Below are 13,751 nucleotides of genomic sequence, written 5' to 3'. Positions count from 1 at the left end.
GAGAGCATCAGAGCAACTCCCAAACCCAGCCACACCAACGTCCGTTCGCACTGAGCGAAGTCGAAGTGCACGCCCCATCGCTGGCCAAAGGATTCCCGTGGCCTTCGACTTCGCTCAGGCTGAACGGATGTTGGGAATTGAGGAAAGGTGCCCCAGGCCCCTTACGGCCGGGTACGCCCGCCACCCATGCCGCCGCCCTGGCCGCCACCGGCGCCCGGCGCACCGACCGCGCCGATATTGCCGAATAGATCCTGGAAGAAGCCGCGCTGGCGACCCAGGGTCGGGGTGGTCTTGCCATAGGGCGAGATGTCGGCGACCTGATCGACGCCGGCGCGGCGGATCGTCGCGACGTTGCCCGCCTGGTCGAAGCTGATCTGCAACGTGATCTGCGAGACGGGCTTGGGCAGGGTATAGCCCAGGTTGCGGCTGTCGCGGGCGACATAATACCAATCGCCACCGCCGAACTGGCTGGAGATGGTCGGCGTGCCCAGTGTCTGGAGCACCGACTGGCGGTTGTCGACGCCCGGCTGGATCGAGTTGACGAGATCGACATCGACCACATAACCCTGATGCGACCGCAGCGGCGTACAGGCCGACGCCGCCAGGGCCATGATCAGGCCCAGCCCGAGGGCGCGGGTGGAAGAAACGCTCATCATTATCTCCGGGCCGGACGATCGGCCGCACAGGCAGCTATACAGGCGGTCGATCCGCTCGACCGTCACCCCCTCGATATGCCAAGGGAAAGGCGCATACAAGCAATTCGCGCGCAACCGGTCGTGCGGCAGCAAGGGGAGGGGCACATGGCCTGGGGCTGGCTCAAGCAGGGGATCGCCCGCTATTTCGGGCGTGACGCGGATGCGGCGCTGCCGCTGTACAACGCCGTCGTGCTGCGCGCGCGGGCCGAACATTGGTATCTGGACGGGGCGGTGCCCGATACGGTCGATGGCCGGTTCGACATGATCGCGGCGGTCCTGTCGGTGGTGCTGATCCGGCTGGAGGCCGAGCCCGAGGGCGTAGCGCCCGCCGCGCGGCTGACCGAGCGCTTCGTCACCGACATGGACGGACAGCTTCGCGAACTCGGCATCGGCGACATCGTGGTCGGCAAGCATATCGGCAAGATGATGGCGATGCTGGGAGGGCGCCTGACCGCCTATCGCGAGGGGCTGGCCGGGGATAAGGCGGTGATGGACGCCGCCTTGGTCCGCAACCTGTATCGCGGCGCGGCGCCTGCGGATACGGATGCCGTTGCCCATGTTCGTGACGCGCTTCGCACCCTACATGAGCAATTGGCGGCCGTTTCGCTCGCCCGATTGACCCTTGGAGACCTGCCGTGACCCCCGAATGGAGCCGCCCCGAAAAGATCGACACGATCGGTGAGCGCGAAAAGCCCGTCTCGATCGACACGACTGCGGACGAACGCCGGGCGCTGGCCGGGCGGTTCGGGCTGCTCGCGGTCGAAGCACTGTCGGCCGATCTGGTCGTGCGGCGCGATGCGGCGGGCATCCTGGTCACCGGCACGGTGCGCGGGTCGGTGGTTCAGCCCTGTTCGGTGACGGGCGACCCGGTCCCGGCCAAGGTCGACGAGCCGGTGGCGCTGCGTTTCGTCGAGCCCACCGGGCACGGTGCCGACGAGGAAATCGAACTGTCCGAGGATTCGCTCGACACGATCGAGATCGAGGGCGGCACGATCGACCTGGGCGAGGCGGCGGCCGAAACCATGGCCCTGTCGCTCGATCCCTTCCCGCGCAGCCCGAACGCGGCGGCAACTCTCAAGGAAGCGGGCGTGATCAGCGAGGACGAAGCCGGGCCATTCGGCGCGCTGGCTGGACTGAAGGCGAAACTGGAAGGGAAGGGGTAACCAATTCCTCCCCAAGCTCGCTTGGGGAGGGGGACCGCCGGGCGTCGGCCCGGTGGTGGAGGGGAAGGCGGGCTACGGCGTATCCGGCCCCAGCGTCGGGTCCAGATCGCGTGGCCGGATGAACGCCACCAGCGTCGCACTATGCGCCCGGACCTCGGCCCAGCGATCGACCGGCAAGGTCATCTGCGCTACCGTCGCGGTCGGGTATTTGTCCTCCACCCGCTCGCGCAATTCACCGTCGAGCGTCAGGTCGAGGACCAGATCCTCCAGCCCCGGATTATGCCCGACCATCAACACATGGTCCGCTGCGTCGGGCATCGCCTGGACCAGATCGAGCAGGCTGGGGGCGGAGGCCAGGTACATCGCCTTGTTCCAGACCGGCTCCAGCTTTTCGCCATAACCGCTCCACACCTCGTCCAGCGTTTCGATCACCCGCACGGCGGGGGAGGCGAGGACATGGTCGAACGCGAACCCTTCGGCCTTCAGATGCCGCCCGATCATCGCCGCCGCGCGCCGTCCCTTGGCATTGAGCGGACGATCGAAATCGCGGGCGACGGGATCGTCCCAGCTCGACTTGGCATGGCGAAGGAGCGTCAGCGTCTTCATCGATCCGGAAACTCCGTCGCGGCGGCTGGCAGGATTTGGCTATCCCCATGCCCTATCGGCGCGTCGGAGGAAAGCCGCCCCGCGACCCGCGCGACCGCTTCGTCGAGGGTCACGCGGGAAATCGCGACACCCGGTGGAAAGGCGTCGAGCAGCCGCGACGGCATGGCGGCGGACAGCAGCACGAACGCCCCGCGATCATCGGCGCGCCGGATCAGTCGTCCGAACGCCTGCGCCAGCCGCGCGCGGACGATCCGGTCGTCATAGGCGCTGCCGCCGCCCGCCAGCTTGCGCGCGGCGTGCAGCACGGTGGGCTTGGGCCAGGGCACGCCCTCCATCACCACCAGCCGGAGGGACGAGCCGGGCACGTCCACCCCGTCGCGCAACGCATCGGTGCCGAGCAGCGACGCCGATGGATCGTCGCGAAAGATATCCACAAGCGTGCCGGTGTCGATCGGATCGACATGCTGCGCGTGCAGCGCCAGCCCGTCGCGCGCCAGCCGGTCGGCGATCCGGCCATGCACACCGCGCAACCGCCGGATCGCGGTGAACAGCCCCAGCGTCCCGCCCTTGGCGGCCGCGATCAGCCGGGAATAGGCATTGGCGAGTTGTGGAATATCACCACGCTTCACATCGGTGACGATCAGCACTTCGGCACGGTTCGGATAATCGAACGGGCTCTCCGCGACGAAATGGGCGGGGCCACGCGCCAGGTGCGGCGCGCCTGTCCTGGCCTCCGCCACGTCCCAATTTCCCCCGGCCCGCAAGGTCGCCGAGGTGACGAGTGCGCCATGCGCAGGCTTCAGCACGATCTCGGCAAAGGGGCGGGTGGGGTCGAGCCAGTGGCGATGCAGGCCGATATCATATTCACGCCCCTCGACCCGATCGACCGCCAGCCAGTCGACGAAATCGGGATCGACCGGCCCGCCGATCCGCGCGAGCAACGACAGCCAGGCGGCGACCGTTTCCGCGCGCCATGCGATCGAGGCGATGGCGCCTTCCACCCGGGCGCGCGCTTGCCCGTCGAGCCAGTCGGGGGCTTCCTGCAACACCGCCTCCAGCCGCTGGCCCAAGGTCACGAGTGGCCGCAGCAGGGCGTCGAGCGCATGGGCGGCGGGCCCGGCGGCCTCGATCAGCGCGGGCGAGGGATCGGCCAGTTCGGTCTCCAGGCCATAACCCGCATCGCCCGGTTGCTCGGCGCGGGCAAAGGCAAGCCCACGTACCGCCGCGAGCAACGTCTCGATCGGGCCGAAGGGCTGGCCCTCCGCCAGTCGTCCCAGCCAGCCTTCGCTCGCCAGCGCGTGCGCCGCCTGCACCGCATCGCCGATCGCGCGGTTGCCGCCCTCGTCATAGCTGGCGACATCGGACAGTCGCGCGGCGAGGCCCCGGCGACGCCCCCGCGATCCGGCTTCGGGGCCAAGTATCCAGCGGCGTAGCTCGATCGTCTCGGACCCGGTCAGCGCGGTGGCGAACATCGAGTCCGCCGCGTCGAACAGGTGATGACCCTCGTCGAAGACGTAGCGCGTTGGCCGCGTCTGCGTTTCGCGACCACGTGCGGCGTTGACCATGACCAGTGCGTGATTGGCGATGACGATGTCCGCCTGCACCGAGGCGCGCGCCGCATGCTCAATGAAGCATTTCCGGTAATGCGGGCAGCCCGCATAGACGCACTCGCCGCGCCGGTCGGTCAGCGCGGCCGAGCCGTTGCGACGGAACAAGGTGGTCAGCCAGCCGGGCAGGTCGCCCCCGACCATGTCGCCATCGGCGCTATAGGCCGCCCAGCGCGCGACCAGCTGCGCCAGCACCGCCGCGCGTCCGGCAAACCCGCCTTGCAGCGCATCCTCCAGATTGAGCAGGCACAGGTAGTTCTCGCGGCCCTTGCGGGTGACGACGCGTTCCTTGCGCAGCACGGCATCCGGGAAGATGCGCGCGGTCTCGCCGCTCAACTGGCGTTGCAGCGCCTTGGTATAGGTCGAAATCCACACCGCGCCGCCCGCCCGCTCGGCCCAGAGGCTGGCGGGGGCGAGATAGCCGAGCGTCTTGCCAATACCGGTCCCCGCCTCGGCCAGCACCATATTGGGCGTGTCGCGAACGGCGCGCGGTGCGAAGGCGGCGGTGACGGCGGCCGCATAGGCGCGCTGGCCGGGGCGCTCCTCGGCCCCGTCGCCGGTCAGGCGTCGCAGCCGCTCCTCCGAATCCTGCGGCGGCAGGTCGATGGTGCGCGGGGCGGGGCGGGGGGCGTCCTCCTCCCATTCGGGCAGCGCGCTGAACAGCCAGCGCTCGTTGCGCTCCGGCCGGGTGAGGCGCGGGCCGATCAGCGGCGCCCAGGGCCAGCGGAGCCGGGCAAGGCTCTGTGCAGCGGTCCACGCACCCTCGCGCTCGGGCCAGGCTCCGTCCGGCATGGCGAGCAGCTTTTCGGTCGCCTGAAGCAGAAAGGCGGCCACGTCCGCATCGCTTTCCGGTGGCTCCAATCCACAGGCGCGGGCGAGACCGTGCGGCGTCGGAACCGCGAATTGCGCGGGGCGCAGAAAGGCGAAGAGTTCGAGGATGTCGAGCCCGGACAGTTCGGCATAGCCCAGTCGCTGGCCGATCAACGGCGCGTTGAGCAGGATCACCGGCGTTTCGGACGCCAGCCCGATCGCCTCGCCGCGTGAGACGGCGCGGGTCTGTCCCCCGGTGGAGATCCACACACCGCTATGGCTGGCATGAAGGGCGGGGTGGGGGAGTGAAGTCACGTTTTCGATGTGGGGGAGTGGGAACAGGTTGGCAACGGGGTTCGGGGAATTTGAAGCGGCCCATTGAGCAAATAGCTCTCGGCGATGCCCTCCCCAAACCCCTCCCGCCTGCGGGAGGGGCTTACCGGGTGAGGCGCGCTTGTCTTTTCAACTAGGCACTCCCCTCCCGCAGGCGGGAGGGAATGGGGGAGGGAAGGCCAAGCAATACCACCCTCTCTGTTCCACGTGGAACAAACTCACCCTGTGGATAACTCTGTGCATGAGCGGCGAGCAGTCCGTGGAAATCGCAAAATACATTGTGCATCACGCCCCGGCTTGCCAGAGGCAAAAGCATGACAGACGAACTCCGCTCCACCGCTCTCGAGTCCAAGGCCTGGCCCTATGAGGAGGCTCGCAAGCTCCTCAAACGCTATCCCGACGGCAAGCCGGGCGGTGCGCCGATCCTGTTCGAAACCGGCTATGGCCCCTCGGGTCTGCCGCATATCGGCACGTTCAACGAAGTACTGCGCACCACTATGGTCCGTAATGCCTTCCACGCGCTTTCGGATCAAAAGACTCGGCTGATTGCCTTTTCGGACGATATGGACGGCCTGCGCAAGGTGCCGGACAATGTGCCGAACCAAGAAATGCTGCGCGAGCATCTCGGCAAGCCGCTGACCCAGGTGCCCGATCCGTTCGAGAAGTTCGACAGCTTCGCTGCGCACAACAACGCGCTGCTGCGCCAGTTTCTCGACCGCTATGGCTTCGATTACGAATTCGCCTCGTCGACGGAGTACTACACGTCCGGCCGGTTCGACGATGCGCTGCGGCTGGTGCTCAAGCATTTCCAGGGCATCCAGGACGTGATGCTCCCGACGCTGCGTGCCGAGCGCCGCGCCACCTATTCGCCGGTCCTGCCGATCAGCCCCAAGTCGGGCATCGTGTTGCAGGTGCCGGTCGAGGTGATCGACGCCGAGGCAGGCCTGATCGCCTTCGAGGAAGAGGGCGAGCGGATCGTCCAGTCGGCGCTGGGCGGCCTGTCCAAGCTGCAATGGAAGGTCGACTGGGCGATGCGCTGGGTCGCGCTGGGCGTGGATTACGAGATGGCGGGCAAGGACCTGATCGACTCGGTCACCCAGTCGTCCAAGATCGCGCGCGTCCTCGGCGGCCGTCCGCCGGAGGGCTTCAACTATGAGATGTTCCTCGACGAGCATGGCGAGAAGATTTCCAAGTCCAAGGGCAACGGCCTCAGCCTCGACCAGTGGCTGACCTATGGGCCGGAAGAGAGCCTGGCCTTCTTCGCCTATCGCGAGCCTAAAAAGGCCAAGCAGCTGCACATGGGCGTCATCCCGCGGGCTGTGGACGAATATTGGCAGTTCCGGGTCAACTATCCCAACCAGTCGCTTAAGGAGCAGCTGGGCAATCCGGTTCACCATATCCATGACGGCAAGCTGCCCGAGGGTGAGCTGCCGGTGACGTTCGGGCTGCTGCTCAACCTTGTCGGCGTGATGGGTGAGGCCACCAAGGAACAGGTCTGGGGCTATCTCGCCAATTACGTTCCGGAAGCGTCGGCGGAGAAATATCCCGAGCTCGACCGGCTGATCGACCATGCGCTGGCCTATGCCCGCGATTTCGTCGCGCCCACGCTCCAGCGCCGCGCGCCCGAGCCGCATGAGGCGGAGGCGCTGCGCCAGCTGGATGCGCAGTTGGCCGCATTGCCCGAGGGGGCGACCGCCGAGGACATCCAGAACATCGTCTATGAGATCGGCAAGACCGACGCCTTCCCGTCGCTGCGCGACTGGTTCAAGGCACTGTACGAGACGCTGCTGGGATCGGCGCAAGGACCGCGCATGGGCAGCTTCATCGCGCTTTACGGTGTGGACAACAGCCGCAAACTGATCGCCGAGGCGCTGGCCAAGGCGGCGTAAAGATACACCCTCACCCTTCCGGCGCTTCGCGCCTCCCTCCCTCTCCCAATGGGAGAGGGAAGGGGCCCACCCGCAGCGCGGGTGGGAAGGGTGAGGGTGGTTCCTATTTAGCGGAGATGCTCCGCGAAGAACGCCATGGTGCGTTCGTCCGCCAGCTTGGCGGACTCATCCGACCGACGCTGACCAAACTCGGTCGCGAAGCCGTGATCCTCACCGGCATAATCATACAGCGTGACCTTGGGGTGATCGTCCAGCCCCTCATGCATCCGCGCTTGCGCGTCCTTGTCGACGAAGTGATCCTCCTGCGGAATGTGGAGCAGGACCGGCTTGGCAATGGCGTGCTTCTCGCCCAGCAGGCCGTCGATGCCGACGCCATAATAGCCGACACTGGCATCCACATCGGTGCGCGTGGCGGTCATGAAGGCCAGTCGCCCGCCCAGGCAATAGCCGACGACGCCGACCTTGAAGTCCGCGCCATGCTCGTCGCGGATCGCCTTGATCGTCGCCTCGATATCGCGAATGCCGCCGTCCTGGTCGAACTGGCCCATCAGGTCGAGTGCCTGTTGCATCTCGTTGGGGACGTCGGGGTCCAGTTCGATGCCGGGGGCGATCTTGTGGAAAAGATCGGGGGCGACGGCCAGATAGCCCGCCTCGGCCAGCGTGTCGCATTTGCGGCGGATGCCCGCATTCACGCCGAAGATTTCCTGGATGACGATGATCGCGGCGGTCGGCTGACCTTCCGGCTCGGCATAATAGGCGTTGAACTGGCCTTCGCCGTGGGTGGCGGCGATGGTCTTGGTGGCAGTCATGCGGGTCTCCTGTGGTCGTCGCGACGATAACGCCTTATGCCATTCTTGGTCGCGTGATGGAGGATGGCGCATGAAAGTGAATGTGGAAATCGACTGCACGCCCGAAGAGGCGCGCCGCGCCATGGGCCTGCCCGACCTGACGCCGATCCACGAACGCTATGTCCAGATGATGCTCGACACGATGCAGTCCGGCGTGAAGCCCGAGATGATCGAGGCGATGATGCGCAATTGGGCACCGATGGGCGAGGCGAGCATGACCATGTGGCGCCGGATGTTCGAGGGGCAGAAGGGCTGACCCTGAGCATGACCGACACGATCTTCGCCGTCTCCAGCGGACAGCCGCCCGCCGCCATCGCGGTGATCCGCGTGAGCGGCCCGGCCGCCTTCGCAGCCGCCGAGCGGCTGGGCGGACGGTTGCCCGAGGCCCGTCGCGTGAGCCTGCGAACGTTAAAGGATGGGGCGGGAGCGGTGCTGGATTCGGCGCTGCTGCTGTGCTTCCTCGGCCCAGCGACGGCGACCGGCGAGGATCTGGTCGAACTGCATTGCCATGGCGGTCGTGCCGTGGTCGCGGCGGTAGAGCGGGCCTTGGCCGAACAGCCGGGCGTTCGCCGTGCCGAGCCGGGGGAGTTTACCCGTCGCGCTTTGCTGAATGGCCGGATCGACCTGGCCGAGGCGGAAGGGCTGGCCGATCTGCTGGAAGCACAGACCGAACGCCAGCGCCGCGCCGCGATCGGTGCGGTCGAGGGGCGGGTGAGCCAGGCGGTGCGTGGCTGGATGGATCGGCTGGCCATGCTGTCGGCGATGATCGAGGCGATGCTCGATTTCGCCGAAGAGGATGACGTGCCGCTCGATCAGGCGGCGGTGGCGCGGATCAAAAGCGAGATGCACGATCTGGCCATCGCCATGCTGGAGGTGGTCGAGCGGCCGCCGGTCGACCGGCTTCACGACGGTATCCGCGTGGTGCTGGCCGGGCCGCCCAATAGCGGCAAGTCGACCTTGCTCAACCTGCTCGTCGAACGCGAGGCGGCGATCGTCTCGCCGATCGCCGGCACGACCCGTGACCGGATCGAGGCGAGCGTGGTGCGCGCCGGGGTCGCCTATGTGCTGACCGATACTGCCGGACTGGCCGAGGATACCGATGACGTGATCGAGGCGATCGGCGTGACCCGTGCGCAAGAGGCGATCCTTCAGGCGGATATCCTGTTGTGGATGGCCGACACGCCACCGCCGCGCGGCGATGCGATCTGGCTCCATTCACGCGCCGATCTGCCGGGGAGGGAAGAACTGCCTGAGGGGCGGCGGCTGGCCGTACGGCGTGATGAGGGGAGCAGTGTGGCCAGCGTCTGGGACGCAATTGCGGACACCGCCACCGGACTGCTGCCGCGCGAAGATGCGATCGGATTCAAGCGGCATCAGCAGGACCAATGCCGCCGCGCCGCCAATGCGCTGATTGCGGCACCGACTGACGATATCCTGCTGATGGCGGAGGAACTGCGGGTCGCGCGACAGGCGCTGGCGGAAGTGCTGGGCGTCAGTGCGACCGAGACGATGCTCGATGCCCTGTTCGGGCGCTTCTGCCTCGGCAAGTGATTGTTCCACGTGGAACGTTAAGCATAGAATGTTGGTGGGGATCGCTTTGACGCTGCCCGGTCCTTCCGGTAGGGCGGGGGCATGTTTGATGTCGTAGTGATCGGTGGTGGTCACGCGGGAACCGAGGCCGCTGCGGCGGCTGCGCGCCGGGGTGCGCGGACGGCCCTTTTGTCCTTCGATCGTCATGGCCTGGGCGCCATGTCCTGCAATCCCGCTATCGGCGGATTGGGGAAGGGCCATATCGTGCGCGAGGTCGATGCCTTTGATGGGCTGATCGGTCGCGCGGCGGATATGGGCGCGATCCATTACCGCATGCTCAACCGCAGCAAGGGCACCGCCGTCCAGGGGCCACGGGTGCAGGCGGACCGGCGGCGTTATGCCGGGGCGATCCAGGCGATGCTCGTGGCGCAACCCAATTTGACCATCGTCGAGGGTGAAGCCGAGGCCCTTGTTCTCGACGGCGATCGGGTCGCGGGTGTGCAGCTGGCCGACGGCACGATCCTGTCTACTCGTGCGGTGGTGCTGGCGACCGGGACCTTCCTGGGCGGACGACTGTTCCGGGGCGAGGAGCGGCATCTGGGCGGTCGCATCGGTGAACGCGCTGCCACTCGCATGGCCGAGCAGTTGCGCGCGCTGGGCTTGCCGATGGCACGGATGAAGACCGGCACCCCACCGCGTCTCGATGGCCGCACTATCGACTGGGCCAAGCTGGACGAGCAGCCTTCAGATACCGATCCCTGGACCATGTCGCCAATGACGGCGGCCCGGCCGCTGCCCCAGATCGCCTGCGCGATCACGCGGACGACCGAGCAGACTCATGCGATCATCGCGGCGGCCTTCCACCGCTCGCCACTGTTCACGGGCGCGATCGAGGCGAACGGTCCGCGCTATTGCCCGTCGATCGAGGACAAGATCAAACGCTTCGCCGACCGCGACAGCCACCAGATCTTTCTGGAGCCGGAGGGGCTGGACGATCCTTTGGTCTATCCGAACGGCCTGTCGACCTCGCTACCGACCGATGTGCAGGAAGCGATGATCGCCTCCATGCCGGGGCTGGAAAGGGCGGTGATCACGCTGCCAGGTTATGCGGTGGAGTATGACCATATCGACCCGCGTGCCCTCGATTCGCGACTGGCACTCGGTGCTTTGGCGGGGGTATTTTGCGCCGGTCAGATCAACGGCACGACCGGCTATGAGGAAGCGGCGGGGCAGGGGCTGATCGCCGGGCTGAACGCCGCGGCACACGCCTGTGATCTGTCACCTGTCATCCTCGACCGGGCATCGAGCTATCTTGGCGTGATGATCGACGATCTGGTGTTGCAGGGCGTGACCGAGCCCTATCGCATGCTGACCGCGCGCGCCGAGTACCGCCTTTCGTTGCGGGCGGACAATGCCGAGACGCGGCTGGGCGGCATCGCCGAAGCGGCCGGGTGTCTCTCCAAAGAGCGGCTGGCCCATCGGCGGCAGCGACAGGAACAGCAGGCAACGTTGCGCGAGCGGTTGTCCGTGGCGCGTACCGCGTCCGATCTGTCGCGCAGCGGTGCCGGGATCGCGCAGGATGGCGCGCGTCGGACGGCTTATGAATGGCTGCGTTTCGACGGTGTGACACTGGCGCATGTTGCGCCCGACGCAGCGGAGGGTTGCGACCCGGCGGTGGTGGCCGAGACGCTGGAGGATGCGCGTTACGCGCCCTATGTCGAACGACAGGCGGAAGAGGTCGCGAGGCTTCGTGCCGATGAGCAAATCCTGTTGTCGCCTGCGCTCGACTATGCCGCCATCCCCGGTCTGTCGCAGGAGATGATCGACCGGCTCAGCCTCGCGCGCCCTGCCTCCTTGGCGGCGGCATCGCGTATTCGCGGCATCACGCCTGCTGCCCTGTCGGCAGTGCTTCTCTACGCTCGAAAGGTCGCCGCATGAACGAGGATCAGGCCCGCGACTGGGCTGTACAGCGGTTCGGGGAGGATGCGGCGGCGCGGATCGACTGGTTCCTCGACCGTGTGGTTGTGGAGAACGATCAGCAGAACCTCATCTCACCTTCGACCATGGGCACGATCTGGAGTCGCCATGCGGTCGACTCGGCACAGCTGATTCCTCTGGCCGATCGGGCTGATGGCCAGTGGATCGATATCGGTACGGGCGGCGGCTTTCCCGGCATGATCGTCGCTATCACCTGGCCTGGGCGGGTCGCACTGGTCGAGCCGCGCAAGAAGCGGGCGGAGTTCCTACAGGAATGCGTCGACGGGCTGGGCATGGGGGACCGGGTGACGGTCCATGCTTCGAAGATCCAAACAGTACCGCTTCGGGCCGACATTATTTCTGCTCGCGCGGTGGCGACAGTCGAAAATCTTTTGCGCGCAGCCGCCCACTGCGGCAAACAGGAAACGCGGTGGCTGCTCCCGCGCGGCCGCCTGGACGAGCGCGAAATCAAGACCCTTAAGCGGCAATGGCGCTTCGTGTTTCACGTGGAACATAGTATCACCTCGGCGGAATCGTCGATCGTGATCCTCGACCGAGTAGAGGCCCGATGATCTGCGTTGCCATCGCGAACCAGAAGGGTGGGGTGGGCAAGACCACCAGCGCCATCAATCTTGCCACCGCGCTGGCGGCGACGGGGCTGAACGTCCTGCTGATCGATCTCGATCCACAGGGTAATGCCTCGACGGGGCTGGGTATTCCCAACAGCCAGCGGATGTTCTCCAGCTATCACGTACTGCTGGGTGAGGCGCGGATCGACGATGCGGTGGTGCATAGCCAGGTGCCGCGTCTGGACGTCGTACCTGCCACGGTCGACCTGTCAGGCGCCGAGCTGGAGCTGGTCGATTTCGAAAATCGCACGCACCGGCTGGACCATGCACTGCGGCGGACGCAGGGCAATTGGGATATCGTGCTGGTCGATTGCCCGCCCTCGCTGGGACTGTTGACGATCAACGCCATGGTGGCGTCCGATTCGCTGTTCGTGCCGCTGCAATGCGAGTTCTTTGCGCTGGAGGGGCTGTCGCAGCTGCTGACCACGGTCGAACGGATTCGCGCGCGATTCAATCCGGGGCTCGCGATCCTGGGCGTGGCCTTGACGATGTATGACCGGCGCAACCGGCTGACCGACCAGGTGTCGGCCGATGTGCGCGCCGTTTTGGGGGGTGTAGTGTTCGATACGGTGATTCCGCGCAACGTCCGGCTGTCGGAGGCGCCCAGCCATGGCCTGCCCGCGTTGATCTATGACCATCGCTGCGTCGGCAGCCAGGCCTATATCGCGTTGGCCCGCGAGCTGATCGCGCGCCTGCCACTGGGCCACCAGCCGGGAGCGGCGGCGGCATGAGCAGCGAGACCACGGCAAAGCGTCCGCGTCCCGGTCTGGGCCGCGGTCTGGGAGCCTTGCTCGGCGATATCGCGCGCGAAGCGCCGATCCGGCCGGGCGATCAGCCGACGCAGGGGGGCGTGCGGATGCTGCCCGTTGGCTCTTTGCAGCCGCATCCCGATCAGCCGCGCCGCCATTTCGAGGAAGCGGCGCTCGACGAACTCGCCGCCTCGATCGCGGCGCGCGGGCTGATCCAGCCGATCGTCGTGCGCCCGCACGGCAAGGACTATCAGATCGTCGCGGGCGAACGCCGTTGGCGTGCGGCCCAGCGCGCGCGGTTGCACGAGGTGCCGGTCGTCGTCCGGGACTTCGACGATGCCCAGACGCTCGAAGTCGCGCTGATCGAGAATATCCAACGGCAGGACCTGAACGCGATCGAAGAAGCGCAGGCCTATCAGCGGCTGGCGGGCGAGTTCGGTCATACCCAGGAGGCGCTGGCCAAGATCGTCCACAAGTCGCGCAGCCATGTCGCCAATCTGCTGCGCCTGCTCGAACTGCCCGATACGGTGCAGGGGCAGGTGGTCAGCGGCGCGCTGTCGATGGGCCATGCCCGTGCGCTGCTGGGCGCGAACGAGGTCGAGGCGCTGGCCGATCAGGTCATCGCGCGCGGCCTGAGCGTTCGTGAGACCGAGAAGCTGACCCGCGAAGCCAAGGGTGGTGGTCGTAAGGGGTCGGACGAGGGCGAGAAGGGCGCCGCCAAGCTGCCGCCGGGGCAGGACGCGGCGGATGCCGATATCGCCGCCCTGGAGGGACAGCTTGCCGATCTGCTCGGCCTGTCGGTGCGTATCGCGCATGGCGAGAAGGGGGGCACGCTGACCCTCAGCTATTCGACGCTCGATCAGCTGGACATGGTATGCCAGCGCCTGACAGGTGAGGGTATTTGAAAGGGATACG

The 13,751-nt window shown here is 66.7% G+C and carries 13 protein-coding genes; 9 read left to right on the top strand and 4 right to left on the bottom strand.

The window, feature by feature from the left end; translation table 11 throughout:
- Positions 1-161: 161 nt before the first annotated feature.
- Positions 162-653, bottom strand: coding sequence for an outer membrane protein assembly factor BamE (locus tag ASF14_RS18745; RefSeq protein ID WP_056439014.1), 492 nt, complete (start codon positions 651-653; stop codon positions 162-164).
- Between the two features lie 147 nt (positions 654-800).
- On the opposite strand from ASF14_RS18745, the gene ASF14_RS18740 reads away from it, so the two are divergent.
- Together ASF14_RS18740 and ASF14_RS18735 are read left to right on the top strand one after the other, a co-directional pair.
- Positions 801-1,334, top strand: a complete 534-nt coding sequence (locus ASF14_RS18740; protein WP_056438831.1) for a ubiquinol-cytochrome C chaperone family protein — start codon at positions 801-803, stop codon at positions 1,332-1,334.
- A complete protein-coding gene (locus ASF14_RS18735) occupies positions 1,331-1,858 on the top strand; it encodes a YceD family protein (RefSeq protein WP_056438828.1) in 528 nt (175 codons plus the stop codon). The genes ASF14_RS18740 and ASF14_RS18735 overlap by 4 nt, the downstream gene beginning before the upstream one ends.
- Positions 1,859-1,930: 72 nt before the next feature.
- Here the strand turns inward: ASF14_RS18735 and ASF14_RS18730 are convergent, their stop codons facing one another.
- Together ASF14_RS18730 and ASF14_RS18725 are read right to left on the bottom strand one after the other, a co-directional pair.
- On the bottom strand, positions 1,931-2,464 hold the full coding sequence (locus ASF14_RS18730; protein ID WP_056438826.1) for a SixA phosphatase family protein: 534 nt from the start codon (positions 2,462-2,464) through the stop codon (positions 1,931-1,933).
- The gene (locus ASF14_RS18725; protein WP_056438824.1) at positions 2,461-5,196 is read right to left on the bottom strand and encodes an ATP-dependent DNA helicase; all 2,736 of its coding nucleotides are present in this window, start codon (positions 5,194-5,196) and stop codon (positions 2,461-2,463) included. Before ASF14_RS18725 ends, ASF14_RS18730 begins: the two co-directional genes overlap by 4 nt.
- Positions 5,197-5,528: 332 nt before the next feature.
- Here ASF14_RS18725 and ASF14_RS18720 point away from each other — a divergent pair, with 332 nt between their 5' ends.
- Positions 5,529-7,103, top strand: a complete 1,575-nt coding sequence (locus ASF14_RS18720) for a lysine--tRNA ligase (protein WP_056438822.1) — start codon at positions 5,529-5,531, stop codon at positions 7,101-7,103.
- A gap of 107 nt (positions 7,104-7,210) precedes the next feature.
- Here ASF14_RS18720 and ASF14_RS18715 read toward each other — a convergent pair whose 3' ends face one another.
- Complete coding sequence (locus ASF14_RS18715; RefSeq protein WP_056438819.1) at positions 7,211-7,912, bottom strand: dienelactone hydrolase family protein; 702 nt, start codon at positions 7,910-7,912, stop codon at positions 7,211-7,213.
- A 70-nt stretch (positions 7,913-7,982) separates the two neighbouring features.
- Here ASF14_RS18715 and ASF14_RS18710 point away from each other — a divergent pair, with 70 nt between their 5' ends.
- The 6 genes from ASF14_RS18710 (at position 7,983) to ASF14_RS18685 (ending at position 13,741) form a co-directional block, all read left to right on the top strand.
- Entirely contained in the window at positions 7,983-8,207 is a 225-nt protein-coding gene (locus ASF14_RS18710; RefSeq protein ID WP_042486898.1) for a DUF6489 family protein, read from the top strand.
- Positions 8,208-8,215: 8 nt separating this feature from the next.
- A complete protein-coding gene (gene mnmE, locus ASF14_RS18705; RefSeq protein WP_056438816.1) occupies positions 8,216-9,502 on the top strand; it encodes a tRNA uridine-5-carboxymethylaminomethyl(34) synthesis GTPase MnmE in 1,287 nt (428 codons plus the stop codon).
- A gap of 81 nt (positions 9,503-9,583) precedes the next feature.
- Positions 9,584-11,419, top strand: a complete 1,836-nt coding sequence (gene mnmG / locus ASF14_RS18700) for a tRNA uridine-5-carboxymethylaminomethyl(34) synthesis enzyme MnmG (protein ID WP_056438813.1) — start codon at positions 9,584-9,586, stop codon at positions 11,417-11,419.
- Positions 11,416-12,030 (top strand): 16S rRNA (guanine(527)-N(7))-methyltransferase RsmG, encoded by a 615-nt coding sequence (gene rsmG, locus ASF14_RS18695; protein WP_056438811.1) that lies wholly within the window; start codon positions 11,416-11,418, stop codon positions 12,028-12,030. The genes mnmG and rsmG overlap by 4 nt, the downstream gene beginning before the upstream one ends.
- Positions 12,027-12,818 (top strand): ParA family protein, encoded by a 792-nt coding sequence (locus tag ASF14_RS18690; RefSeq protein ID WP_056438807.1) that lies wholly within the window; start codon positions 12,027-12,029, stop codon positions 12,816-12,818. The genes rsmG and ASF14_RS18690 overlap by 4 nt, the downstream gene beginning before the upstream one ends.
- Entirely contained in the window at positions 12,815-13,741 is a 927-nt protein-coding gene (locus ASF14_RS18685) for a ParB/RepB/Spo0J family partition protein (RefSeq protein WP_056438804.1), read from the top strand. Before ASF14_RS18690 ends, ASF14_RS18685 begins: the two co-directional genes overlap by 4 nt.
- Positions 13,742-13,751 lie beyond the last annotated feature (10 nt).

This window comes from Sphingomonas sp. Leaf257 (genome assembly GCF_001422185.1).
Taxonomy (GTDB): Bacteria; Pseudomonadota; Alphaproteobacteria; order Sphingomonadales; family Sphingomonadaceae; genus Sphingomonas; species Sphingomonas yabuuchiae.
This window is presented reverse-complemented; position numbering and strand designations above follow the sequence as displayed.